This window comes from Mycobacterium sp. NPDC003323, assembly GCF_053589535.1.
Genome location: NZ_JBSFSB010000002.1, coordinates 107,649 through 130,327, shown reverse-complemented (window position 1 = coordinate 130,327; position 22,679 = coordinate 107,649). Strand labels below are relative to the sequence as shown.

The 22,679-nt window shown below is 67.3% G+C and carries 24 protein-coding genes; 17 read left to right on the top strand and 7 right to left on the bottom strand.

The features are described from left to right. Nucleotide 1 precedes the first annotated feature (1 nt). The 5 genes from ACWDUN_RS07365 to ACWDUN_RS07345 are packed head-to-tail and all read left to right on the top strand — an operon-like array spanning nucleotide 2 to nucleotide 4,854. Nucleotides 2–1,477, top strand: coding sequence for an MCE family protein (locus tag ACWDUN_RS07365; protein WP_449926675.1), 1,476 nt, complete (start codon nucleotides 2–4; stop codon nucleotides 1,475–1,477). Beyond that, nucleotides 1,441–2,085, top strand: a complete 645-nt coding sequence (locus tag ACWDUN_RS07360) for an Mce protein (RefSeq protein ID WP_449926672.1) — start codon at nucleotides 1,441–1,443, stop codon at nucleotides 2,083–2,085. The genes ACWDUN_RS07365 and ACWDUN_RS07360 overlap by 37 nt, the downstream gene beginning before the upstream one ends. Next, nucleotides 2,082–2,699, top strand: a complete 618-nt coding sequence (locus tag ACWDUN_RS07355) for a hypothetical protein (protein ID WP_449926669.1) — start codon at nucleotides 2,082–2,084, stop codon at nucleotides 2,697–2,699. Before ACWDUN_RS07360 ends, ACWDUN_RS07355 begins: the two co-directional genes overlap by 4 nt. Before the next feature lie 3 nt (nucleotides 2,700–2,702). After that, nucleotides 2,703–3,611 (top strand): alpha/beta fold hydrolase, encoded by a 909-nt coding sequence (locus tag ACWDUN_RS07350; RefSeq protein WP_449926666.1) that lies wholly within the window; start codon nucleotides 2,703–2,705, stop codon nucleotides 3,609–3,611. 4 nt (nucleotides 3,612–3,615) lie between these two features. Next, nucleotides 3,616–4,854: a WS/DGAT domain-containing protein gene (locus ACWDUN_RS07345; protein ID WP_449926663.1), complete on the top strand. Its 1,239-nt coding sequence runs from the start codon at nucleotides 3,616–3,618 to the stop codon at nucleotides 4,852–4,854. Between the two features lie 76 nt (nucleotides 4,855–4,930). Here ACWDUN_RS07345 and ACWDUN_RS07340 read toward each other — a convergent pair whose 3' ends face one another. Continuing rightward, nucleotides 4,931–5,536, bottom strand: a complete 606-nt coding sequence (locus tag ACWDUN_RS07340) for a TetR/AcrR family transcriptional regulator (RefSeq protein ID WP_449926660.1) — start codon at nucleotides 5,534–5,536, stop codon at nucleotides 4,931–4,933. Between the two features lie 24 nt (nucleotides 5,537–5,560). On the opposite strand from ACWDUN_RS07340, the gene ACWDUN_RS07335 reads away from it, so the two are divergent. From ACWDUN_RS07335 to ACWDUN_RS07325, 3 genes are all read left to right on the top strand, one after another. Next, nucleotides 5,561–6,310, top strand: coding sequence for an SDR family NAD(P)-dependent oxidoreductase (locus tag ACWDUN_RS07335; protein WP_449926657.1), 750 nt, complete (start codon nucleotides 5,561–5,563; stop codon nucleotides 6,308–6,310). 22 nt (nucleotides 6,311–6,332) lie between these two features. Continuing rightward, complete coding sequence (locus tag ACWDUN_RS07330; protein ID WP_449926654.1) at nucleotides 6,333–6,839, top strand: DoxX family protein; 507 nt, start codon at nucleotides 6,333–6,335, stop codon at nucleotides 6,837–6,839. Between the two features lie 102 nt (nucleotides 6,840–6,941). Beyond that, nucleotides 6,942–8,705, top strand: coding sequence for a DUF3556 domain-containing protein (locus ACWDUN_RS07325; protein ID WP_449926651.1), 1,764 nt, complete (start codon nucleotides 6,942–6,944; stop codon nucleotides 8,703–8,705). A gap of 5 nt (nucleotides 8,706–8,710) precedes the next feature. Here the strand turns inward: ACWDUN_RS07325 and ACWDUN_RS07320 are convergent, their stop codons facing one another. Continuing rightward, nucleotides 8,711–9,508, bottom strand: a complete 798-nt coding sequence (locus tag ACWDUN_RS07320) for a FadR/GntR family transcriptional regulator (RefSeq protein ID WP_449926648.1) — start codon at nucleotides 9,506–9,508, stop codon at nucleotides 8,711–8,713. Nucleotides 9,509–9,743: 235 nt separating this feature from the next. Between ACWDUN_RS07320 and ACWDUN_RS07315 the strand changes: the two genes are divergently transcribed. Genes ACWDUN_RS07315 through ACWDUN_RS07305 form a run of 3 tightly spaced genes read left to right on the top strand, consistent with a single transcriptional unit; the run spans nucleotide 9,744 to nucleotide 12,828 of the window. Further along, nucleotides 9,744–10,892 (top strand): thiolase family protein, encoded by a 1,149-nt coding sequence (locus ACWDUN_RS07315; protein WP_449926646.1) that lies wholly within the window; start codon nucleotides 9,744–9,746, stop codon nucleotides 10,890–10,892. After that, on the top strand, nucleotides 10,889–11,683 hold the full coding sequence (locus tag ACWDUN_RS07310) for a crotonase/enoyl-CoA hydratase family protein (RefSeq protein WP_449926643.1): 795 nt from the start codon (nucleotides 10,889–10,891) through the stop codon (nucleotides 11,681–11,683). The genes ACWDUN_RS07315 and ACWDUN_RS07310 overlap by 4 nt, the downstream gene beginning before the upstream one ends. Before the next feature lie 2 nt (nucleotides 11,684–11,685). Next, on the top strand, nucleotides 11,686–12,828 hold the full coding sequence (locus tag ACWDUN_RS07305; protein WP_449926640.1) for an acyl-CoA dehydrogenase family protein: 1,143 nt from the start codon (nucleotides 11,686–11,688) through the stop codon (nucleotides 12,826–12,828). A gap of 68 nt (nucleotides 12,829–12,896) precedes the next feature. On the opposite strand, the gene ACWDUN_RS07300 is transcribed toward ACWDUN_RS07305, so the two are convergent. After that, entirely contained in the window at nucleotides 12,897–13,658 is a 762-nt protein-coding gene (locus ACWDUN_RS07300; protein ID WP_449926637.1) for a fasciclin domain-containing protein, read from the bottom strand. Nucleotides 13,659–13,820: 162 nt separating this feature from the next. Next, complete coding sequence (locus ACWDUN_RS07295) at nucleotides 13,821–13,961, bottom strand: hypothetical protein (protein ID WP_449926635.1); 141 nt, start codon at nucleotides 13,959–13,961, stop codon at nucleotides 13,821–13,823. 26 nt (nucleotides 13,962–13,987) lie between these two features. Between ACWDUN_RS07295 and ACWDUN_RS07290 the strand changes: the two genes are divergently transcribed. From ACWDUN_RS07290 to ACWDUN_RS07280, 3 genes are read left to right on the top strand one after another with little or no spacing between them, the layout of a single operon-like run. Further along, the gene (locus ACWDUN_RS07290) at nucleotides 13,988–14,509 is read left to right on the top strand and encodes a gamma carbonic anhydrase family protein (protein WP_449926632.1); all 522 of its coding nucleotides are present in this window, start codon (nucleotides 13,988–13,990) and stop codon (nucleotides 14,507–14,509) included. Nucleotides 14,510–14,547: 38 nt separating this feature from the next. Then, entirely contained in the window at nucleotides 14,548–15,675 is a 1,128-nt protein-coding gene (locus ACWDUN_RS07285) for an NAD(P)H-binding protein (RefSeq protein WP_449926629.1), read from the top strand. A gap of 7 nt (nucleotides 15,676–15,682) precedes the next feature. Continuing rightward, nucleotides 15,683–16,393, top strand: a complete 711-nt coding sequence (locus ACWDUN_RS07280; RefSeq protein WP_449926626.1) for a CPBP family intramembrane glutamic endopeptidase — start codon at nucleotides 15,683–15,685, stop codon at nucleotides 16,391–16,393. A 3-nt stretch (nucleotides 16,394–16,396) separates the two neighbouring features. Here the strand turns inward: ACWDUN_RS07280 and tet(V) are convergent, their stop codons facing one another. Together tet(V) and ACWDUN_RS07270 are read right to left on the bottom strand one after the other, a co-directional pair. Then, on the bottom strand, nucleotides 16,397–17,659 hold the full coding sequence (gene tet(V) / locus ACWDUN_RS07275) for a tetracycline efflux MFS transporter Tet(V) (RefSeq protein WP_449926624.1): 1,263 nt from the start codon (nucleotides 17,657–17,659) through the stop codon (nucleotides 16,397–16,399). 41 nt (nucleotides 17,660–17,700) lie between these two features. Next, nucleotides 17,701–18,495 (bottom strand): enoyl-CoA hydratase, encoded by a 795-nt coding sequence (locus ACWDUN_RS07270; RefSeq protein WP_449926622.1) that lies wholly within the window; start codon nucleotides 18,493–18,495, stop codon nucleotides 17,701–17,703. A gap of 114 nt (nucleotides 18,496–18,609) precedes the next feature. On the opposite strand from ACWDUN_RS07270, the gene ACWDUN_RS07265 reads away from it, so the two are divergent. From ACWDUN_RS07265 to ACWDUN_RS07255, 3 genes are read left to right on the top strand one after another with little or no spacing between them, the layout of a single operon-like run. After that, nucleotides 18,610–19,692, top strand: coding sequence for a CaiB/BaiF CoA transferase family protein (locus tag ACWDUN_RS07265; RefSeq protein ID WP_449926620.1), 1,083 nt, complete (start codon nucleotides 18,610–18,612; stop codon nucleotides 19,690–19,692). Between the two features lie 36 nt (nucleotides 19,693–19,728). Next, nucleotides 19,729–20,484, top strand: coding sequence for a 3-hydroxyacyl-CoA dehydrogenase (locus tag ACWDUN_RS07260; protein WP_449926618.1), 756 nt, complete (start codon nucleotides 19,729–19,731; stop codon nucleotides 20,482–20,484). 10 nt (nucleotides 20,485–20,494) lie between these two features. Next, a complete protein-coding gene (locus ACWDUN_RS07255) occupies nucleotides 20,495–21,496 on the top strand; it encodes an NAD(P)H-dependent flavin oxidoreductase (RefSeq protein ID WP_449926615.1) in 1,002 nt (333 codons plus the stop codon). A gap of 128 nt (nucleotides 21,497–21,624) precedes the next feature. Here the strand turns inward: ACWDUN_RS07255 and ACWDUN_RS07250 are convergent, their stop codons facing one another. Then, nucleotides 21,625–21,747, bottom strand: coding sequence for a hypothetical protein (locus ACWDUN_RS07250; RefSeq protein WP_090363461.1), 123 nt, complete (start codon nucleotides 21,745–21,747; stop codon nucleotides 21,625–21,627). Between the last annotated feature and the right edge of the window lie 932 nt (nucleotides 21,748–22,679).

Below are 22,679 nucleotides of genomic sequence, written 5' to 3'. Positions count from 1 at the left end.
CATGGTGCTGACCAGACGAATCCTCATGCAGATGGCGGTCTTCATCGCCATCTCGATCATCGCGATCGGCATCATGGCCTTCAGCTATATGCGCCTGCCGAATCTGCTCTTCGGGGCCGGGCACTACCGCGTCACCGTGGAACTGCCGGAGACCGGTGGCCTGTACGAGCGCGCCAATGTCACCTACCGCGGGTCGCAGGTGGGCCGCGTCGAGAAGGTGGGTCTGACTGATAACGGCACCGTCGAGGCGTTGCTCTCGCTGGAGTCCGACGTGCCGATCCCGGCCGACCTGGACGCGCAGGTGCACAGCCAGACCGCGGTCGGCGAGCTGTTCGTCGAACTGCTGCCACGCAGTGGCGCCGGCCCGGAACTGCGTGACGGCGACGTCATCCCGCTGGATCGCACCTCGGTGCCGATGGACGTCAACACCCTGCTCGATGCGACCAACCGTGGCCTGCAGGCGATTCCGGGGGACAACCTGCGCACCGCGGTCGACGAGGCCTACCTCGCGGTCGGCGGGCTGGGCCCGGATCTGAACCGGCTGGTCAAGGGTTCCACGGCGCTGGCCATCGATGCCCGCGCCAACCTGGATCCGCTGACCGCGCTGATCGATCAGTCCAAGCCGGTGCTGGACACCCAGACCGACACCGCGGGCTCCATCCGCGCGTGGGCGTCGAATCTGGCCACCGTCACCGCCGAACTGCGCGACCACGACGATGCGGTGCGCGGCCTGCTGGAACGCGGACCCGGTGCGGCCGAAGAGGTCCGGGCGCTGCTGGATCGGCTGCAGCCGACCCTGCCGATCGTGCTGGCCAATCTGGTGAACGTGAACGAGGTGGCGATCGCGTATCAGCCGGCCCTGGAGCAACTGCTGGTGTTGCTGCCGCAAGGCACCGCGACCACGCAGGCGACCGGTACCGCCAACCGGCACACCAAGCAGGACTACAAGGGCGCGTACCTGAACTTCAATCTGAACCTGAATCTGCCGCCGACCTGTACCACCGGCTTCCTGCCCGCCCAGCAGCAGCGTGCACCGTCGCTGGAGGACTACCCGGACCGCCCGGCCGGTGACCTGTACTGCCGCATCCCGCAGGACTCGCCGAACAACGTCCGCGGCGCCCGGAACCTGCCGTGTATCACGGTGCCGGGGAAGCGTGCCCCCAGCGCCGCGATGTGCGAGAGCGACGAGACCTACGTGCCGCTCAACGACGGCAACAACTGGAAGGGCGACCCGAACGCCACGCTGTCCGGACAGGCCGTCCCCCAGCTGCGACCGGGTACCGTGCCGCCGCCACCTGCAGAAACGGCACCCGCGCCGGCGCCGGCACCGCCGCCGCTCGCGGCCGCCGAGTACGACCCGACCAGCGGCACGTACGTTGGACCGGACGGCAAGGTGTACACCCAGTCGAATCTGGCTCGCACCGCGAACGAGGAGCAAACATGGCAGACGATGCTGCTACCCCCACCGGGGAAGTGAGCGAGTCCGCAACCGAAACCTCACCGACGATCGAGGACGGCACCGAGGACGGTGTCGTGGAAGACGCGACATCGGACGCCGAGGACATCGACAAGGCCGAGGCCGCCGCGGCCGGTGCGGGAATCTCGCATGTGCGGCTGGCCACCATCCTGGGACTCGTCGTGGTCGTCGCGCTGGCGGCCCTGGTCGGCTGGATGGGGTACCGGACCTATGAGTCACAACAACTCGACGCCAAGCGGGAGCTGTTCCTCCAGGTCGGCAGGCAAGGCGCGATCAACCTGACCACCATCGACTTCGAGCGCGCCGAGGCCGACGTACAGCGCATCCTCGATTCGGCCACCGGCACGTTCTACGACGATTTCCAGCAGCGCGCCGGTCCGTTCATCGAGGTCGTCAAGCAGGCACAGTCGAAATCCGTCGGCTCGGTGACCGAGGCCGGGCTGGAGACCTATTCCGACACCGAAGCGCGCGTGCTGGTCGCGGTGACCGTCCAGACCTCCAACGCCGGTGCCGCCGAACAACAACCGAGACTGTGGCGGATGCGGGTCACCGTGCAGGACATCGGTGAAGACCAGGTGAAGGTTGCCAACGTGGAGTTCGTCCCGTGACCGAGAACAAGCCCGAGCCCGAAGAGACCACCGCCGCCGACGTCGAGCCGACGGCCGTGGAAATCGATGAGGCTGTCGACGAAGACACGGTCGAGTCGACCGAACCTGCCGCGGCACCCGCCAAGCGCGGTGTCCAGTGGGGTCGCGTGCTGGCCTATGGCATCCTGCCGGGGGTGGCGTTGATCCTGGCGCTGGTCGCCGGTTATCTGAAATTCGAGGACAACTCGATCCGCGACGGTGATCTGGCGCGCGACGAGTCGGTACAGGTCGCCAAGGACAGCACCATCGCTCTGCTGTCCTACAAGCCGGACACCGTCGAACAACAGCTCACCGATGCCCGCGCCCTGCTCACCGGCGAGTTCGCCGCGGCCTACACCGATCTGACCACCAATGTGGTGATCCCCGGCGCCAAGGAGAAGCAGATCTCCGCGGTGGCAACGGTTCCCGCTGCCGCATCGGTGTCGGCGGACCCGGAAAAGGCCGTCGTGCTGGTCTTCGTCAACCAGACCGTGGTCGTCGGCACGGATGCGCCCACCGACACCGCCTCCAGCGTGCGGGTGACGATGGAGAAGCAGGGTGACCGCTGGCTGATCTCCGGATTCGATCCGGTCTAGGACATGGCCGATTCCGTCGACGTCGTCACCGACGATGTCACGCTGCGCACGTTGACCTGGGGCGACTGGACCGACAGCGACGCGCCGGTGGCGGTGTGCCTGCACGGTTTTCCCGATACCGCGCACGGCTGGCGCAAGGTCGCACCGAAGCTGGCCGAGGCCGGTTGGCGGGTGGTGGCGCCGTTCATGCGCGGCTACGCGCCGTCGTCACTGTCGGCCGAGGGCAGCTATCACATCGGCGCCCTGATGGACGATGCGCTGCGGGTGCTCGACGCGGCCGGCCCCACCGGGCGTGACGTCGTCATCGGCCACGACTGGGGTGCCATCGCCGCGACCGGGTTGGCCGCGATGCCGAACAGTCCCTTCCGCAAGGCCGCCATCATGTCGGTGCCACCATCGGCGGCATTCCGCGCACCCGGTGGCCTGTCCGATGCCGGCCGGCTGGCCGCCCAGCTGCCGCGGCAGTTGCGGCGCAGCTGGTACATCCTGTTCTTCCAGCTGCCGTGGTTGCCCGAGCAGTCCGCGGCACGGGTGGCGCCCAAACTGTGGCGCGACTGGTCTCCGGGTTACGACGGTGCCGAGGACGTGGGTCTGGTCCTCGACGCGATCGGTGCGCCCGAGCGTTGGCGCGCCGCATTGGGCTACTACCGGGCGACGGTGCGCAACAGCCGTCCGCCGACACGTTATGCCGAGCTGCACCGGCACTGGCTCGATGCGCCGGTGCTGCCGACGTTGTACCTGCACGGCAGCGACGACGGCTGTGCCTCCGCCGATTACACCGAATGGGTGCGTCGGGTACTTCCGGCCGGCAGCGCCGCGCATATCGTCGACGGTGGCGGGCACTTCCTGCAGCTCGACCGGCCCGAGGCCACCGCCGCGCGCATCCTGGACTTCATCGGAAGTGTCCGCTAACCGGATGACGGCGACCGACGCCCAGAGCTTCTGGATGTCGGCCAAGATACCCAACGACACCTTCCTGCTGTTCGCATTCGAGGGTGTGCCCGAGGATCTCGATGCGGCGATCGCCGAGTCGGTGGCCAACGCCGTTGTCAGTCCTGACCTTTCGCGCCGGATCCGTGATGATGCGCGGCTGCGGTACCCGGCGTGGGTTGCTTTCAGGGCAGGCCCGGCGCAGTTCACCGTCCGCGGGGCGGGACAGTCTTGGGCGCAGTGCCTGGCGCAGGTGAGCCGACTCGTCGACGATCAGCTCGATCCGCGTCAAACACCTTGGCGCGTGCACCTGTTCGTCGGTGTCGACGGTGTGCCGACGGTGGCCGGGCCGGCCACCGTCGCGGTCCTGCAGATCACCCATGCCCTGGGCGGCGGTGGACGCACTTGCGGCCCGGCGGCGGTGATGTTCGGCCGGGCGGGGACGGTGGAACCTGTGCAACCGCGGTACGGCAACCCGGCGTTGTTACCGCTGCACACCGTGCAGGCGGCCCGCGCACACCGAAAGCTGGTGCAGGACAGCGAGGCCGGTCGGGTACCGGCGGCCGCCGCGCCGCGCCGCCCGTTACGGACCAACGCCGCCCCGGCCGGTGAGCGAGGTATGCGCACCATCGTGCGGTCCCGCGCCCGGATGGCGGGGGCCACCGTGACGGTCAGCGCGCTGAGCGCCATCGGCGAGGCCCTGTCCGATCACCTCGACGCGCTCGGCGAGGACACCTCGACGCTCGGTGCCGAGGTCACCATGGCCAAATCCGGTCCGCGGCGGGCCTACAACCACTTCGGCACCGTCGGCGTCGACCTGCATCCCGATCTCGCCGCGGCGGACCGATCAGCGGCCATCACCGCCGCGTTGGCCGATCGGCGCGCCCGCGCCGCGCACCCGGCGATGCTCGCTGCCGAGCGGGCGTTCGCGGGCACGCCCGCACCCCTGTTGCGGTGGGGCGTCGGCCAATTCGATCCCTCGGCGCGCCCGGCGGCGGTGACCGGCAACACCGTGGTGTCCAGCGTCAACTGCGGCGCCGCCGACTTCGCGTTCGGCGGCAGACCGGTCCGGATGGCCGCGGCATTCCCCGGGCTGTCGCCGATGGTCGGACTGACGCACTGTGTGACCGGTGTCGGTGACACCATCACCGTCAGTGTGTTCGCCGCGGAGTCGGCGATCGGTGATGTCGACGCGTATGTGCAGCGCTTGGAGGCCGCCCTCTAGTCCCGTCGAGTGGCCGGTTATCACACGCATTCGTGACGTTCGCGTGCAACAACTGGCCACTGGGTAGCTACAGAACTCACGCGGCACCGCGCAGGTGGTGGATGCCCATATCGAGCGCGGCCTCCAGATAGCTGATGTCGCCGGTGGCGATCAGGATTCCGACCCCGCCCTGCACGCCGGCCAGCAACGCCGCGGCGGCCCGGTCGGCGTCGACGCGCGCGTCGACCTTGTCCTGCTCCTGCATGGCCTGCACGCCCGCGGAAATCTCGCCGTGCCAGCGGCGCATCAACGATTCGGTGACGGCCTGGGCTCCCGGTGTGCTTCGGCCGATCTCGGACATCAGTGTGCTCAGCGGGCAGCTCTGCCCCTGTCGGCGATAGCGGTCGACGACGGCGTCGCGCCAGCGACCCCAGGCGGCCCAGGAGTTCAGCGCCCCCAGGTGTGGCTGTTGATCGGACAGGACCTGTTCGGCCTCGTAGCGGGCCACCTCCAGCAGCAGCTGCTCCTTGCCGTCGGGGAAGTAGTGGAACAGCTGGCTCTTGGACGTGGCGGTGCGGGCCCGGATGTCATCAAGGGTGGTCGACGCGATGCCGCGCTCGCGGATCAGGGCGGCGGCACCCTCGACGATGCGTTGCCGGGTGGCCGCACCCTTGCGGGTGAGTTTTTGGACTTGCAGGTCCATTTTCATCGGCCTACATATGGACTCATGAGTCCAAACATTACGCGGTTCGCAGGCCGCACAGCACTGGTCACAGGTTCCACCGGCGGTCTCGGCGTCACCATCGCGCACGCGTTGGCCGCCGACGGAGCGCACGTCATCGTCACCGGCCGCAACGCCGAACGGGGCGACGCCGTCGTCGCCGACATCCGCGCGGCGGGCGGCAGCGCGAGCTTCATCGCGGCCGATCTCGGCGCAGGGGAGGCCGCGGTGCGCGCGTTGGCCGCGCAGGCCGGACAGGTCGACATCCTGGTCAACAATGCCGGCATCTGGTCCACCCCGGAACCGACCGAAGACATCTCCGAGGCGACGCTGCTGGCTTCCTATCAGGCCAATGTCGTCGGACCCTTCCTGCTCACCGGTGCGCTGGCGCCGGCGATGGCCCGCCGCGGTGGCGGCGCGATCGTGAACATCGGGTCCATCACCGGACTGATCGGCGGCGACAAGTCGGCGCTGTACAACTCGACCAAGGCCGCGGTGCACTCGCTCACCAAATCCTGGGCCGCCGAGTACGGGCCCGCCGGGGTGCGCGTCAACGCGGTGGCGCCCGGACCGATCGCCACCGAACGCGCCGCCGAGTCCGCCGACCATGTCGCTCCGGTGCTGGCCCGCATCCCGTCTCGGCGAATCAGCACTCCCGAAGAGATCGCCGCAGCGGTGCTGTTCCTAGCGTCCGACGAGGCCGCCAACATCCACGGCGCGGTGCTCAGCGTGGACGGGGGGTGGGCAGCGACGTGACAGATGGCCTAGATTCTGTCACGTGGCTTCCGATACAGCGCTCCTCGTCCTGCGGGTCGTACTCGGCCTGACCATGGCCGCCCACGGCTACAACAAGTTCTTCGGCGGCGGCCGGATACCGGGCACGGCCGGCTGGTTCGACAGCATCGGCATGAAGCCCGGCCTGTTCCACGCCCGGGTGGCGGCCGGCACCGAGATCGCCGCGGGCGTCGGGCTGGCGCTCGGCCTGCTGACCCCGATCCCGGCGGCCGGGTTCGTCGCCCTGATGCTCGTCGCCGCCTGGACGGTGCACCGGCACAACGGGTTCTTCATCGTCAAGGAGGGCTGGGAGTACAACCTGATCCTCGCGGTCACCGCGGTGGCGATCGCCGGGACGGGGCCGGGCCGCTACAGCCTGGATCACCTGCTGTTCCCCGGGGCCGACTGGCTCTCGGGCTGGAGCGGGCTGGCCATCGCCGTCGGGCTGGGCCTGGCCGGTGGTATCGGACAGTTGGTCATCTTCTTCCGGCCGCCGGCCAAGACCACGTAGTACTCCCGCGACCAGACACAAAACTGCAGATTTCGACGCAAATCCGACAGTTTTGCGTCTGTTCGCGCAAGGGGAGTTAGAACACGTTCTAATCTGACCGGCATGGGATTCCTGAAGCAGAACACTCCGGTGATCGATTTCGAGGAGTGGAGCAAGGGCACACGCGCGGAGCGGATCGTCCCGATGGCGCGGCACTGGGCCGAGGTCGGCTTCGGCACGCCGGTCGCCCTGCACCTGTTCTATGTCGCCAAGATCCTCGCCTACGTTCTGGTGGCCTGGGTGCTGGTGCTGTCCACGACCGACGGCCTCGGTGGATTCACCGACGTGACCTCGTGGTACGCCGAGCCGATCCTGTACCAGAAGGTCGTCTTCTACACGATGCTGTTCGAGGTCGTCGGCCTCGGCTGTGGCTTCGGGCCACTGAACAACCGCTTCTTCCCGCCGATGGGATCCATCCTGTACTGGTTGCGTCCCGGCACCATCCGGCTGCCACCGTGGCCCAACCGCATCCCGCTGACCAAGGGGGACGGCCGCGGACCCGTCGACGTCGTGCTCTACGGCGCACTGCTGGTCATGCTCGTCGTCGCGCTGTTCTCTCAGGGCACCGGGCCCATCCCGGAACTGGGCACCGACGTCGGTGTGCTGCCGGTCTGGCAGACCGCCACGATCCTGGGGTTGTTGGCGCTGGCAGGGTTGCGCGACAAGGTGATCTTCCTGGCCGCCCGCGGCGAGGTGTACGGGTCGCTGGCGTTCTGCTTCCTGTTCAGCGGCGCCGACATCATCATCGCGGCCAAGCTGGTCTGCCTGGTCATCTGGTTGGGCGCGGCGACCTCGAAGCTGAACAAGCATTTCCCGTTCGTCATCTCGACGATGATGAGCAACAACCCGATCTTCCGGTCGCCGGCGATCAAACGAAAGTTCTTCGAGCACTTCCCCGACGATCTGCGGCCCGGATGGCGCTCGCGGTTCATCGGACATTTCTCCACCGCCGTCGAGGGTCTGGTCCCGCTGGTGCTGTTCTTCAGCCACGGCGGCTGGGCGGGCACGATCGCGGCGTTCATCATGCTGGTGTTCCACTTCGGCATCCTGAGCTCGATTCCGATGGGGGTGCCGCTGGAATGGAACGTCTTCATGATGTTCAGCGTGCTGACCCTGTTCGTCGGCCAGGCACCGATCGGTCTGGGCGATCTGAACAGCCCCTGGCCGATCCTCCTGTTCGCGGTCGTCGCCGGCACCGTCGTGCTGGGAAACCTGTTCCCGCGCAAGGTTTCCTTCCTGCCCGGCATGCGGTACTACGCCGGAAACTGGGACACCTCGCTGTGGTGCATCAAACCGTCGGCCGACGCCAAGATCGCCGCCGGCATCGTCGCGATCGCGAGCATGCCGGCCGCCCAGCTGGAGAAGTTCTACGGCAGCAAGGAGGCCGCGCAGATCCCGATGTACATGGGATACGCCTTCCGCTCCTTCAACACCCACGGTCGCGCGCTGTTCACCCTGGCCCATCGCGCCATGGTGGGGCAGAACGAGGACGACTACACGCTGACCGACGGGGAACGGATCGTGTCCACCGCGATCGGCTGGAACTTCGGTGACGGGCACATGAGCAACGAGCAGTTGGTCGCCGCCCTGCAGTCGCGGTGTCATTTCGAGCCCGGCGAGGTGCGCATCGTCATGCTCGACGCGCAGCCGATCCATCGGCAGACCCAGCAGTACCGCCTCGTCGACGCCGCGACCGGGGAGTTCGAACGCGGCCATGTCAAGGTCGCCGATATGGTGACGCGGCAGCCCTGGGATGACACGGTGCCGGTGTATGACGTCGTCACCTCACCGACGCTGCGTCCCGGGCGCGAAAACGCGAGTGGCTGACGCCGTCAGCCCATCACGTCGCGGACCTTGACGGTCTCCATGCCCTTCAGTAGCAGTTCGCGCGCGGTGTCCAGATGCTTGCGCCAGTGCGCCTCGGCGGCCTCGCCGTCACCGGAGCGCATCAGCGTCATCAACCGCTTGTAGGAGCGCATCAACAGGTCGTAGTCCGACTTGGACAGCGGACGGTTCTCCTTCATGGCAAAGGCCGTGTGCCGCACCGTGATCTCGTGCAGCATGCCGGCCATGATGGTCAGCGTCGCATTACCGGACAGCTCCACCACCCGCTGATGGAAGTCTCCGGAGGTCTCGGCCATCCGGCCGGTCTCCCGGCCGGACGGGACGTACTCGGCGAGCATCGTGTCGAGCTCGTCGAACGCCGCGGTGTTGCGGGACTCGGTGAGCAGGCGCACGGCCATCGGTTCGATCCCGGCGCGGGCGGTCATGACGTCGGCGATGGTCGCGCCGGAGAGCTCCAGCAACAGACCGGCCGGACGGGCCACGATCTCCGGGCCGGGGACCCGAACCCGGGCGCCGGTGCGGGAACCGCGGCGCACCTCGACCAGACGCTCGGATTCCAGCACCCGCACCGCCTCGCGCAGCGTCGGGCGGCTCACCCCGAAGTGCGCCATCAGCTCGGCCTCGTTGGGCAGGAAGTCGCCCTCCTTGAGCTGGCCGTCGACCACCATCCGGCGCAATGTCCCGGCCACCAGCTCGGCGGTCTTGGGGGAGCGGATGGGCGACCCGGCCACCGACGGCACGGCGTTCGGGCCGATCATCGGTGAGAGCGGGGTACTGCCGGCCACGGTGCGGCTCCTCTTGGCTAACGTGCGAACAGGTATTCAACTCAGTAAACCATGTCGCTGGACACCTGGTGTTCACCTGAATGGGCGAAACCCCCGTACCCGGGGTGGATTCGCCCGCGCGAACCCCGGGTACGCGAGTTTCGCCGGCGCTCTACCAACCAGTAGGTTGACCTAGTAAACCTTGTGCTCTACCTTCACCTATATATAGCCGTAACCACCTTCGAAGGAGAAGTCCATGGCTGAAGCGGTCATCGTCGAAGCAGTTCGCTCACCAGTCGGTAAGCGCAACGGCGCCCTGTCCGGAGTGCATCCGGCCGAACTCTCGGCCCAGGTGCTCAACGGCCTGGTCCAGCGGGCCGGTGTCGACCCGGCGTTGGTCGACGATGTCATCTGGGGTTGCGTCATGCAGGCCGGCGAGCAGGCACTCGACATCGCCCGCACCGCGGTGCTGACGGCCGGCTGGCCCGAGACCGTCCCCGGTGTGACCGTCGACCGGCAGTGCGGTTCCAGCCAGCAGTCCCTGCACTTCGCCGTCGCCGGCGTGGTCGCCGGCCACTATGACGTCGTCGTCGCCGGCGGCGTCGAGTCGATGTCGCGCACCCCGATGGGCTCCTCGCTGGCCAACGGCGGGCACCCCTACCCGGAGGCCTTCCAGGCGCGCTACGACCACAAGACCCCCAACCAGGGCATCGGTGCCGAGATGATCGCCGAGCAGTGGGGCCTCTCGCGTACCGAACTCGACGAGTTCTCCCTGCGTTCGCATGAGAAGGCCGCCGCCGCACAGGATTCCGGTGCCTTCAAGGACCAGATCGTCGGCATCAAGGACCAAGATGGCAACGTGGTCCTCGAAGACGGTGGCATCCGCCGCGGTGGCACCGTCGAGTCGATGGCCGGCATCAAGCCCGCTTTCCGGGAGGACGGTGTCATCCACGCCGGTAACTCCAGCCAGATCTCCGACGGTTCGGCCGCGCTGCTGATCACCTCGGCCGAGAAGGCAAAAGAACTGGGCCTCAAGCCGATCGCCAAGGTGCACACCGCCGTGCTGGCCGGCGCAGACCCGGTCATCATGCTCACCGCGCCCATCCCGGCCACGCAAAAGGCGCTGGCCAAGTCCGGCCTGAGCGTCGACCAGATCGGCGTCTTCGAGGTCAACGAGGCCTTCGCGCCGGTGCCGATGGCGTGGCTCAAGGACATCGGCGCCGATGAGAGCAAGCTGAACCCCAACGGCGGCGCGATCGCGCTCGGCCACCCGCTCGGCGGCTCCGGCGCGCGCATCCTGACCACGCTGCTCTACCACATGCGGGACAACGACATTCAGTACGGCCTGCAGACCATGTGTGAGGGTGGCGGCCAGGCCAACGCGACCATCTTGGAGCTGATGTGAGCGACGAGCAGCCCGGCGCGCTCACCGAGAAGCGCGGCAACGTACTGATCATCACGATCAACCGGCCCGAGGCGCGGAATGCGGTCAACGCGTCGGTGTCCATCGGTGTGGGCGACGCCCTGCAGTCCGCGCAGGACGACCCGGAGGTCCGGGCCATCGTGCTGACCGGTTCGGGCGACAAATCGTTCTGCGCCGGAGCCGATCTCAAGGCGATCTCGCGCGGTGAGAACCTCTTCCACCCGGATCACCCGGAATGGGGTTTCGCCGGCTACGTGCGCCACTTCGTCGACAAGCCGACCATCGCAGCGGTCAACGGCACCGCGCTCGGCGGCGGTACCGAACTGGCCCTGGCCAGCGACCTCGTCGTCGCCGAGGAGCGCGCGAAGTTCGGTCTGCCCGAGGTGAAGCGCGGTCTGATCGCCGGCGCGGGCGGGGTGTTCCGCATCGTGCAGCAGCTGCCGCAGAAGCTGGCCCTGGAGCTGGTGTACACCGGTGAGCCGCTGTCCTCGGCGGATGCGCTCAAGTGGGGCCTGATCAACAAGGTGGTGCCCGACGGCACCGTCGTCGACGCGGCGCTGGAGCTGGCCGAACGCATTGCGGTCAACGCGCCGTTGGCCGTTCGGGCCAGCAAGCGGGTGTCCTATGGCGCCATCGACGGTGTCGTCGCCGCCGACGAGCCGTTCTGGAAGCAGACGTTCGGGGAGTTCTCCACGCTGCTCAAGACCGAGGACGCCCAAGAGGGACCGTTGGCCTTCGCGCAGAAGCGCGAGCCTGTCTGGAAAGCGAAATAAGAGTGAAGAGACTGGTTTTCGAAACCGAGCACGAGCAGCTCCGGGAGACCGCCAAGCAGTTCCTGGAAAAGGAGTGCCTGCCCAACGTCGAGAAGTGGGAGGCCAACCGTCTGGTCGACCGGGAAGCCTATGTGGCGGCGGGCAATTACGGGCTGATCGGGTTCAACATGCCCGAGGAGTACGGCGGCGGCGGGGTCGACGACTTCCGCTTCAACGCCGTCATCGTCGAGGAGTTCTCCAAGTTCGGCCTGGCCTGCCCGGGCGTGAGCCTGCAGAACGACATCGTCGGCCCGTACTTCAAGCACCTGGCCACCAAGGAGCAGCTCGAGCGCTGGATGCCGGGCTTTGCCAGCGGCGAGCTGATCGGGGCCATCGCGATGAGCGAGCCGGGCGCCGGTAGCGACCTGGCCGGTATCCGCACCACCGCGGTGCGCGACGGCGACGACTGGATCATCAACGGCTCCAAGACCTTCATCTCGGCCGGTATCAACTCCGACCTGGTGGTCGTGGTGGCCCGCACCGATCCGGAAGCCGGCCACAAGGGCTTCTCGCTGCTGGTCGTCGAGCGCGATATGCCGGGCTTCAGCCGCGGCCGCAAGCTGGACAAGATGGGCCAGCATGCCGCCGACACCGCCGAACTGCACTTCGAGGATGTCCGGGTGCCCGCGGCCAACCTGCTGGGCAAGGAGGGCCGCGGTTTCTATCACCTGATGGAGAACCTGCCCTCGGAGCGGTTGTCGATCGCCATCGCCGGTGTCGCCGGAGCGCGCGCCACCTTCAACGAGACGCTGCAGTACGTCAAGGATCGCAAGGCGTTCGGGCAGCCGATCGGCAGCTTCCAGAACAGCCGCTTCACCATGGCCGAGCTGGACACCGAACTAGACATCGCCGAGCAGTACGTGGACCGCTGTCTGCGCGCCGTGGTCGACGGCGAGCTCACCGCGGTGCAGGCCTCCAAGGCCAAGTGGTGGTGCACCGAGTTGGGCAAGAAGGTCATCGACCAGTGCCTGCAGCTGCACGGTGGCTACGGCTACATGAACGAGTACCGGGTCGCCAAGGACTACGTCGATGTCCGCATCCAGACGATCTACGGTGGCACCACCGAGATCATGAAGGAGATCATCGGCCGCGATCTGGGTCTCTAGGCTTCCGGCACAACGAGAACGGCGCCCAACTCGGGGGAGTGGGCGCCGTTTTCGTGCAGCGGTGAGGCCTAGCCGGCCGCGGTCTCGGTGACCGTGACGGTCACCGGGGTCTCCGCAGCGCCCGGGCTCGGCGGTGCGGCGGTCGTGCTCTCGGCCGAGGTCGTCGCGGTGGTCGACGTCGTCGAGGTGCTCGAGGTACCCGAGGGGGTGATGCTCGCCGGCGCGGTGTCCGGGTCGAGCACGGTGTCGATGATGTAGACGCGCATGTGATCGGCACCGATCCCGCCGCACGTCACCTTGGCCTGCTCGTTGACCGTCAGGTTGTTCTCATCGCCCTCGACGGCCACCGGCTTACCCTGCTGGGTATAGATGATGCCCTCGATGTCGTTGGGGGTCAGGATGCCGAGCGCCATGTGGTAGTACACCGTCGCGGTGGCCTTGACCGGATCGGTCTTCAGCGTCTCCAGCTGCTCGGGGGTGAGCTTGGCGAATGCCTCGTTGCTGGGCGCGAACACGATGTACGGGCCGTTGTCGAGCACCGCGGCCACGTTCACGGCCGGGTTCAACTGCCCCGACACGAGCTGGCTGAACGTCGAGATCTCGGGGATGTTGGCCAGCGCGACCGAGGACTGCGCCTTGGACAGCACGGCCAGCGATCCGGGGCCCGACGGCACGGACTTGACCGCCTCGCAGGCCGGTCCCTTGGGTTCCGGGATCACCATGTTCGGCGTCGTCGGCTCCTCGGCCTGTGCCGTGACCGCGGTTCCCGCGAAGACGATGGCCGCCGAAGCGACGGCGACGCCGAAGATCTTTCCGGTGCGAGCGTGCACGTGTTCTTCCTCCGCTCAAGACAGGGTGTCTGGTGCCCTGGGTTGCTCGGCGCGCATCATCGGGAACGCGGCTTGTTCAGCGTTGCTCACCGTCAGCTGACCGAATGTGTACTGGTCGTGGCGTCCCCGCAGCGCCGGTTGAATGGTATGCGGCGGCGCCGGTCAGGCCAAATGCTGCGCCGGGTGGCGGACGGCGGCGCACAGGACCATGGCGCGCAGGCAAAGCCCGGCCGCCAGGTAAAACGCCAGGTCGTACTCGCCCTGAAGATCGCGGATCCACCCGGCGCCCGCCGCCGTCAGCATCAAGGAACCTGACCGCGGCGTTTACGATGACGCCCATGCCTGAACCGCTGATCATCCCCATCCAGGGCCGTGCCCCGCAATTGCACGCCGAATCCTGGGTGGCGCCCAACGCCAGCGTCATCGGACAGGTGACCCTCGCCGCGAAGGCCAGCGTCTGGTACAACGCCACCCTGCGTGCCGAGTTCGAACCGATCGAGGTGGGGTTCGGCTCGAATCTGCAGGACGGCGTCACGGTGCACGTCGACCCGGGATTTCCGGCCCGCATCGGCTCGGGCGTCAGTGTCGGCCACAACGCCGTGCTGCACGGCTGCACCATCGAGGACGACTGCCTGATCGGGATGGGCGCCATCGTGCTCAACGGTGCCGTCATCGGCGCGGGGTCCCTGGTCGGGGCCGGTGCAGTGGTGCCGCAGGGCACTGTCGTGCCGCCCGGGTCGTTGGTGGCGGGCGTGCCGGGCAAGGTGCGCCGTGAGCTCAGCGATGAGGAGAAGGCGGGCAACGCGCTGAATGCCCAGGTGTATCAGGGGCTGATCGAGCTGCACCGCTAGGCCGTTTTCATCGCCGAGGCCGTGGGTACGTTGGGGCTATGCGGATCCTGCTGACGGGTGCCACCGGCTATATCGGTTCACGCCTCGTCGCCGAACTCCTCGAAGCCGGCCATCAGGTGCTGGTGACCAGCCGAGATCCCAACCGGCTGGCGGCCTACGGGTGGTTCGGCGATGTGACGGCAATCACGATGGATGCCAAGGAATCCGATTCCGTGACAGCCGCTTTCGCCTCCGCGGGTCAGATCGACGTGGTGTATTACCTGCTGCACGGTATCGGCGAATCGGGCTTCCGGGAATCCGACAACCGCGCCGCGGCCAACGTCGCCGAGGCGGCCCGCGACGCGGGTGTGCGCCGCATCGTCTACCTGGGCGGGTTCGTGCCGGGTGCGCAAACCCTGTCCGACCATCTGGCCGGGCGCGCCGAGGTCGCCGAGGCGCTGCACGTCGACGGCGGTGCCGAGGTCGTCTGGCTGGGTGCGGCGCTGATCATCGGCGCGGGGTCGACATCGTTCGAGATCCTGCGCTACGTCAGCGACCGGTTCCCGGTGCTGCCGCTGCCGAGTTGGATGTCCAACCCGATCGATCCGATCTCGATTCGCGATGTGCTGCACTACCTGGTCGCGGCGGCCGATCCGCAGCAGGTGCCCGCCGGGTCCTATGACATCAGCGGACCGGAGACCACCACGTACCGGGACCTGCTGGCCACCTACGCGCGGCTGAGCGGTAACCGCCAGTTCGAGATCCCGGTCGGCGACGTGCCCACCGGCCTGGTGTCGATGGTGTCGGCGGCCGTGCTGCCGGTGCCGGGCGGATTGACCGCGGATCTCACTGCTTCCCTTGACTATCCGATGACGGCCAGCGATGACGGGCTGCGGGACCTGGTGCCCGATCCCGAGGGTGGGCTGCTCACCGTCGAGGACGCGATGCTGCGGACGTTGGCCATGCATCCGCGCCGCCCGGTGAACCGGCTCGCGGATACCCATCATCTCGCCGATACCGATCCGGATTGGGCGGGTGGGGACACCGCGCGTATCCGGCAGCTGACACCGTGGATCGCGCGGCCGGCGCTGACCATGCTGAACCCCCTGCCCGGTCCCGCACGGGCGGCGGTGCGCGACGGGATGGACGTGCTGGCCGATCTCGCGGCGAAGGTCGATCCGAGGTGATCCCGGCGTGACTTCTCCGACGGGCTGGACCGGCGAGCTGCGCAGGATCGCGGCCAGGAAGGCGCCACCCTCCGAGGAGACTCCCGCGGTGGTCGGCAGAAGGAAGTTCGTGGTCGCCGCCGTCCTGCTGGTCGGCGCGGCGTTGCTCGGCTACTCGTTGAGTCGACCGCCCGGAGACGACACGTTCATCTGGCTCACCCTCGCGCTGGCCGGGGTGTGGGCCCTGGGCGCATACCTGTCCGGCCCATTGCACATGGGTCGGGTCGATTTCCACGGACGCGCCAGACGTCCCGTCATCACCGGGACCGCGATCGGGCTGGGCCTCGGCGCGGCGTTCGTGGTGGGCGGCTTGGTGGCGCGCGAGATCCCGGGGGTCAACGACTACATCCGGGACGTGTTGCAGTACTCCAACGCCGGGCCGCTGTATCTGATCGTGTTCATCACTGTGATCAACGGACTCGCCGAGGAGATGTTCTTCCGCGGCTCGGTGTACACGGCGCTGCTGCGGCACCGTCCCGTGCTGACGTCGACGGTGTTGTACGTGATCGCCACCGCGGCCACCACGGGTAACCCGATGCTCGGTTTCGCCGCGATCATCCTGGGTTCGGTGTGTGCGTTCCTGCGCCGTGCCACCGGCGGGGTGCTGGCGTCCATGCTGGTCCACTTCTTCTGGGGACTGGTAATGGTGCTGGCGTTGCCGCCGATCTTCGGCGTCTGAGCGCTACTGGTCGAGCGGATGCGCGATCTCGTCGCGGGGCATCTTCGCCGCGGCCCACGCCACCGTCCCGATCACCGCGGGCACCACGCCGGCGACGATGAAGATGGCCTCCATCGACACCACCTTCGACAGCGGGCCGACGATCGCGAACGACACCGGCATGAAGGCTAGGGAGACAAAGAAGTCCAGGCTGGACACCCGTCCCAGCATCGCGCGCGGCACCCGTCGTTGCAGCAGTGTGCCCCAGATGACCATGCCGGCGCCGTCGGTGATGCCCACGGCGAACGATGCCAGCGCCATCCAGCCGAATGACCATGTGGTGCCGATGATCACCAGCGGCAGCGAGCCGAGTCCCCACATCGCCATCATCACCGTCAGGTAGCGCCGCGGCAGTCGGCGCGAGGACACCACCAGCGCACCGACGGCGCTGCCGACACCGAAGAACGCCAGGATGAATCCGTAACTGCGGGCACCGTCGGAGAACCGCTCCTGGGCGATGAAGGGCAGCAGCACCTCGATGGGCCCCAGCACCACCAGCACGAAGACGCTGGCGAACAGTAGCGTCGCCAACACCCACGGCGTGCGCACCACGAAGGCGCATCCGTCGCGCAGATCGCGCAGCACATGCGGGCGCTCGACATCGGGGTCGGCGGGTTCGGCCGGTGATCGGGTGGCCAGCAGCAGTGCCAGACCGATCGCGAACAGCACGGCGACCACGACGGCACCGACCGAGGGCATGGTCGCGCCCACCACGATGCCCGCGACTGCCGGTCCGACCGCCCGCTGGAACACCGGGCGCACCACGCCCTCGACACCATTGGCGGCCAGCAGCTGTTCGGGCGGCAGGATGCGCGGCAGGATCGCGCTGTAGGCCGGGAAGAAGAAGGCCGCCGCGATGCCGAGCGTGCCGGCCGCCACCGCCAAATGCCAAACCTTAAGCAGGTCAAGCGAACTGAGCGTCGCCACCACCGAGACCGCGATGACGTTGACCGTCTCGACGGCGATGATGATGCGGCGCTGGTCGAGCCGGTCGGCGGCGATACCGCCGATCAGCACGAAGCTCACCAGACCGACGCCCAGGCAGGTCGCGACGATCGACAACGAGGTCGGATCGTTGTCGAGCTCGATGACCTGCAGCGCCATCACCACGGCCCACATGCCCTCGGCGAAGATGGACAGCGACACCGCCGCGATCAGCAGCCGGTACTCGCGGATCCGGAAGGGGGCGAGTACGCGCCAGCCACCGCCGCCCAATTGCGTACTCACGCAATCGATGGTCGCGCAGCGGCGGCACTCAGTCCACCGAATTATGCGTCGCTGAACTTCGCGGCGCGCCCTTCCTGGAAGGCCTTGGTGCCCTCGGCGAAATCCTTGGAGGTCAGCAGGATCAGCTGGCCCTCGCGCTCGCGCCCGATCGCCGCCTCCAGTTCGGTCAGGGTGGCGTCGTTGACGGCCTGCTTGGTCTTGCGCAGTGCGACGGCCGGGCCGTTGGCCAGCGTGCCGAGCACCTTGTCGACCGCGGCATCCAGTTCGTCGGGAGCGTGCACCGAGGTGACCAGACCCCAGTCGTAGGCCTCGGCGGCGGTGATCCGCTCGGCCAGCAATGCCATCCGCTGGGCGCGGATCCGGCCGACGGCCGCGGCGACCAACGCCGAGGCGCCACCGTCGGGCATCAGGCCGATCTTGGTGAACGCCAACATGAAGAACGCCTTCTCCGAGGCCAGGACCACATCGCACGCGATCGCCAGCGACACCCCGACGCCGGCGGCCGGGCCCTGCACCACCGAGACGACCGGCTTGGGCAGTGCGACGATCGAGCGCACGGCGCGGTTGGCGGCGTCGAGCACGACCTCGGGTCCGTTCACGGACTTGGCGGAGACGTCCTCCTCGCTGATCCCGGCACCGGAGCTGAAACCGCGGCCCGCGCCGGCCAACTTCACGACGCGGACCGCGGGATCTGTGGCGGCCTGCTCGAGGGCCTCGGCGATACCGGTCAGCATGGCCTCCGACAACGAGTTCAGCGTGTCGGGCCGATTCAGGGTCACCGACAGCACGCCGTCGGCGAGCTCCACGGTCAACTGATCGATGCTGCGATACGTCATGGGTACGCCCTCAGGTCTGGCGGGGTGGGTTGCCCGCGGCCGGTCGACTTGGTTATACAAGTAAGCTATGTCGGCGGTCAACTACTCAGTACTCAACGACGAAGGACGGTAGGCATGGCGGGACCACTGCAAGGATTGCGAGTCGTCGAATTGGCCGGTATCGGTCCCGGCCCGCACGCCGCGATGATTCTGGGCGATCTGGGAGCCGACGTCGTACGCGTCGACCGCCCGACGGCGACCAACGGCGCCATCAAGGACGCCATGCTGCGCAACCGGCGCTCGGTCACCGCGGATCTGAAATCCGCTGAGGGGCGCCAGTTCGTGCTCGATCTCGTCGCCAAGGCCGATGTGCTCATCGAGGGTTTCCGGCCCGGCGTCACCGAACGACTCGGTCTGGGGCCCGAGGATTGCGCGAAGGTCAACGAAAAGCTGATCTACGCCCGGATGACGGGATGGGGTCAGCAGGGGCCGCGCGCCCTGCAGGCCGGACACGACATCAACTACATCTCGCTCAACGGCGTGCTGCATGCGATCGGGCGCAAGGGTGAGCGCCCCGTTCCGCCGCTGAACCTGGTCGGTGACTTCGGTGGCGGATCCATGTTCCTGCTGCTGGGCATCCTGTCGGCGCTGTGGGAGCGGCAGACCTCGGGCAAGGGGCAGGTGGTCGATGCCGCCATGATCGACGGCTCCTCGGTGCTGATCCAGATGATGTGGGCCTTCCGTGCGCAGGGGCTGTGGTCGGATGAGCGCGGCACCAACATGCTCGACACCGGTGCGCCGTACTACGACACCTATGAGACCGCCGACGGCAAGTACTTCGCCATCGGCGCGATCGAACCGCAGTTCTACGCCGAGCTGCTGGACAAGCTCGGCCTGGACGCCGCGAATCTGCCCGCGCAGAACGACATGAGCCGCTGGGAGGAACTGCGCGCCGCGTTCACCGACGTGTTCAAGACCAAGAGCCGCGACGAGTGGGCGGCGGTGTTCGCCGGCTCGGATGCCTGTGCGACACCGGTTTTGGCCTTCGGAGAGGTGCTCGACGAATCGCACATCGCCGCGCGCTCGACGTTCTACGAGACCCAGCACGGGTTGCAGCCGATGCCGGCGCCGCGTTTCTCGCGCACCCAGCCGGACGTGCCCAGCCCGCCGCCGCTGGTCGGCGCCGACAACGAGGCCGTCCTCAAAGACTGGGCATAGCGCCCGCAACGACCTAACAAGGAAGGAACACAACACGTGGAAATCAAGGATTCGGTAGCGGTCGTCACCGGTGGGGCCTCCGGGCTCGGCCTGGCCACCACCAAGCGACTGCTCGACGCCGGCGCGTCGGTCGTCGTCATCGACCTCAAGGGTGAGGAAGCGGTCGCCGAACTGGGTGAGCGCGCCAAGTTCGTCGCCGCCAACGTCACCGACGAGGACGCCGTCGCCAAGGCGCTCGACATCGCCGAGTCACTCGGCCCGGTGCGCATCAACGTCAACTGCGCGGGCATCGGCAACGCGATCAAGACCCTCGGTAAGGAAGGCCCGTTCCCGCTGGACGGTTTCCGCAAGGTCGTCGAGGTGAACCTGCTCGGCACCTTCAACGTGCTGCGGTTGACCGCCGAGCGGATCGCCAAGACCGAACCGCTCAAGGGTGAGGAGCGTGGCGTCATCATCAACACCGCCTCGGTCGCCGCGTTCGACGGCCAGATCGGTCAGGCCGCCTACTCGGCATCCAAGGGTGGCGTGGTCGGCATGACGCTGCCCATCGCCCGTGACCTGTCGCGCAGCCTGATTCGCGTCAATACCATTGCCCCGGGCCTGTTCAAGACCCCGCTGCTGGGCTCGCTGCCCGAGGAGGCCCAGAAGTCGCTGGGCGCGCAGGTGCCGCACCCGGCCCGCCTGGGTGACCCCGACGAATACGGCGCCCTGGCCGTGCATATCGTGGAAAACCCGATGCTCAACGGTGAGGTCATCCGGTTGGATGGCGCGATCCGTATGGCTCCCAGGTAAAGGAACTGATATGGCACTGGTTACCAAGTTCACCGAGGCCTTCGGTGTCGAACATCCGATCGCTCAGGGCGGTATGCAGTGGGTCGGTCGCGCCGAGCTGGTCGCGGCCGTCGCGAACGCGGGCGGTCTGGGGTTCATCACCGCGCTGACCCAGCCGACCCCGGCCGACCTGGCCAACGAGATCGCCAAGACCCGGGACCTGACCGACAAGCCGTTCGGGGTGAACCTGACGATCCTGCCGGCGATCAACCCGCCGCCGTATGACGAGTACCGCCAGGTGATCGTCGACTCCGGCATCAAGATCGTCGAGACCGCGGGATCCAACCCGGCGCCGCATCTGCCGATGTTCCACGACAACGGCATCAAGGTGCTGCACAAGTGCACCTCGGTGCGCCACGCGGTCAAGGCGCAGACCCTGGGCGTGGACGGCATCAGCATCGACGGTTTCGAATGCGCGGGACATCCGGGTGAGGACGATGTGCCGGGCCTGGTGCTGATCCCGGCCGCGGCCAAGGAGATCGAGATCCCGATGATCGCCTCGGGAGGTTTCGGTGATGCGCGCGGCCTGGTGGCGGCGCTGGCGTTGGGCGCCGACGGTATCAACATGGGCACCCGGTTCATGTGCACCGTCGAGTCCTGCATCCACCAGAACGTCAAGGAGGCCATCGTGGCCACTGACGAGCGGGGCACCGAACTGATCTTCCGCAGCCTGCACAACACCGCGCGGGTGGCCTCCAACGCCGTCTCGCGTGAGGTGGTGCAGATCCTCAAGGACGGCGGTCAGTTCGAGGACGTCAAGGATCTGGTCGCCGGTGTGCGTGGGCGCAAGGTGTTCGATGACGGCGATATCGACGCCGGCATCTGGACGGCGGGCACAGTCATGGGCCTGATCCACGACATCCCGACGGTCGACGAGCTCATCAGCCGCATCGTCGACGAGGCCGAGGACATCATCACCGGTCGGCTGGCCGACATGGTCTCGCTGGACGAGCCCGAGCAGGCCTCCGCCTAGGTCGGAATAGGTCGGAAAACAAGAACCGCCCGGTCGAGCCCGCGAAGAGACTCGCGGTGTTCGATCGGGCGGTTCTTTATGTCTGGAGCGCCTGACGTCTCCGGATGGGCCGCGTCAGGGCCTCGCTGTCAGACTGCGGCAGCGAGATCTGGAAACTGCTCGGAGGTGTCACCCTCGACCAGGACGTCCCCGTGGTACAGGGCGTCGAAATCAACCTTGATGACATCGGCACTGGTGTCGTCGATCCACATGACATTAAGCGTATGGCCGGTGATTAAGGGTTCCTTGAGGCCCGGTTCGGAGTTTCGTGGCAATTCTTACCGCCGGGTAGGTTGACGCTGCTGGCAGTTTCTAAACATCGGATTTCGCGACGGCCAAAATGCGGCCTGAGCTGCGTGGTTTCGGTGTTTCGCAACTCTAAACATCGAATTCTCGGGTTTGCCGAGACCGGTGGTTTCGACGGGTGTCTCAGCAAACTCTTACTCACCAGTAGGTCGACTGCGCTGTGAGCGTGTGACGGGCGTTACTTTTGTGACTAATGAGACTGGTGTGACTTAGTCAGGGGTGGGCTTCGTGCGTGGATTCAGTCGCCTGCGTGTCATTCTCGCTGGGCTGAAACTACGTAGGTCTGGGGACCGGAATGTCTACCTGGCTTCAGCCTGCCGGAGCCGGGCTCGACCAGGCTGAAGCCACGTATGTCCGGGTGCCAGCTGAAGCTTGGCGTTCCGCACTCGGGTCAACGGATCCCGCGTGCGGCATCTGCCTGATTTCAGTTTCGTCGGCATTGACGTCGCTGGACTGACGCCAGGTAGGTCTGCGGGCCGGAATGTCTACCTGACATCAGCCTGTTGAGGCGGGGCTCGACCAGGCTGAAGCCACGTATGCCCGCCGGTCCGCTGGGTCCGCATCGCCACCCCGGCTCGCCGTGGGTTGGGTCGCTATCTACCTGGTTTCAGTTTCGTTCGCGCCGGCTTCACCCGGCTGAACTGGCGTATGCCCGCGGGGCGGAAACACCTGCCGGGCTTCAGCCTGGTGAGGCGGGGCTCGACCAGGCTGAAACCACGTATGTCCAGACGTGGCGACAGCGCGAACCCCGAAGCTGAACCGCCGACCCGCCGGCATCGTGTCTCGCCCGAAAGGCCCGTTGCCAATCCTGACTTATCGCTGTTAACTTAACGTCGAT

Excerpts from the sequence above, each read along its gene's own strand:
- ACWDUN_RS07315 (WP_449926646.1), top strand. The coding sequence starts at position 9,744 with ATGGCTGAAGCGGTCATCGTCGAAGCAGTTCGCTCACCAGTCGGTAAG.
- ACWDUN_RS07295 (WP_449926635.1), bottom strand. The coding sequence starts at position 13,961 with ATGCTGACGGCGGCGGGCGCCGGGTGGATCCGCGATCTTCAGGGCGAG.
- ACWDUN_RS07255 (WP_449926615.1), top strand. The coding sequence starts at position 20,495 with ATGGCACTGGTTACCAAGTTCACCGAGGCCTTCGGTGTCGAACATCCG.
- ACWDUN_RS07290 (WP_449926632.1), top strand. The coding sequence starts at position 13,988 with ATGACGCCCATGCCTGAACCGCTGATCATCCCCATCCAGGGCCGTGCC.
- ACWDUN_RS07285 (WP_449926629.1), top strand. The coding sequence starts at position 14,548 with ATGCGGATCCTGCTGACGGGTGCCACCGGCTATATCGGTTCACGCCTC.
- ACWDUN_RS07335 (WP_449926657.1), top strand. The coding sequence starts at position 5,561 with ATGAGTCCAAACATTACGCGGTTCGCAGGCCGCACAGCACTGGTCACA.
- ACWDUN_RS07325 (WP_449926651.1), top strand. The coding sequence starts at position 6,942 with ATGGGATTCCTGAAGCAGAACACTCCGGTGATCGATTTCGAGGAGTGG.
- ACWDUN_RS07360 (WP_449926672.1), top strand. The coding sequence starts at position 1,441 with ATGGCAGACGATGCTGCTACCCCCACCGGGGAAGTGAGCGAGTCCGCA.
- ACWDUN_RS07365 (WP_449926675.1), top strand. The coding sequence starts at position 2 with ATGGTGCTGACCAGACGAATCCTCATGCAGATGGCGGTCTTCATCGCC.
- ACWDUN_RS07250 (WP_090363461.1), bottom strand. The coding sequence starts at position 21,747 with ATGTGGATCGACGACACCAGTGCCGATGTCATCAAGGTTGATTTCGAC.
- ACWDUN_RS07340 (WP_449926660.1), bottom strand. The coding sequence starts at position 5,536 with ATGGACCTGCAAGTCCAAAAACTCACCCGCAAGGGTGCGGCCACCCGG.
- ACWDUN_RS07270 (WP_449926622.1), bottom strand. The coding sequence starts at position 18,495 with ATGACGTATCGCAGCATCGATCAGTTGACCGTGGAGCTCGCCGACGGC.
- ACWDUN_RS07345 (WP_449926663.1), top strand. The coding sequence starts at position 3,616 with ATGACGGCGACCGACGCCCAGAGCTTCTGGATGTCGGCCAAGATACCC.
- ACWDUN_RS07265 (WP_449926620.1), top strand. The coding sequence starts at position 18,610 with ATGGCGGGACCACTGCAAGGATTGCGAGTCGTCGAATTGGCCGGTATC.
- ACWDUN_RS07350 (WP_449926666.1), top strand. The coding sequence starts at position 2,703 with ATGGCCGATTCCGTCGACGTCGTCACCGACGATGTCACGCTGCGCACG.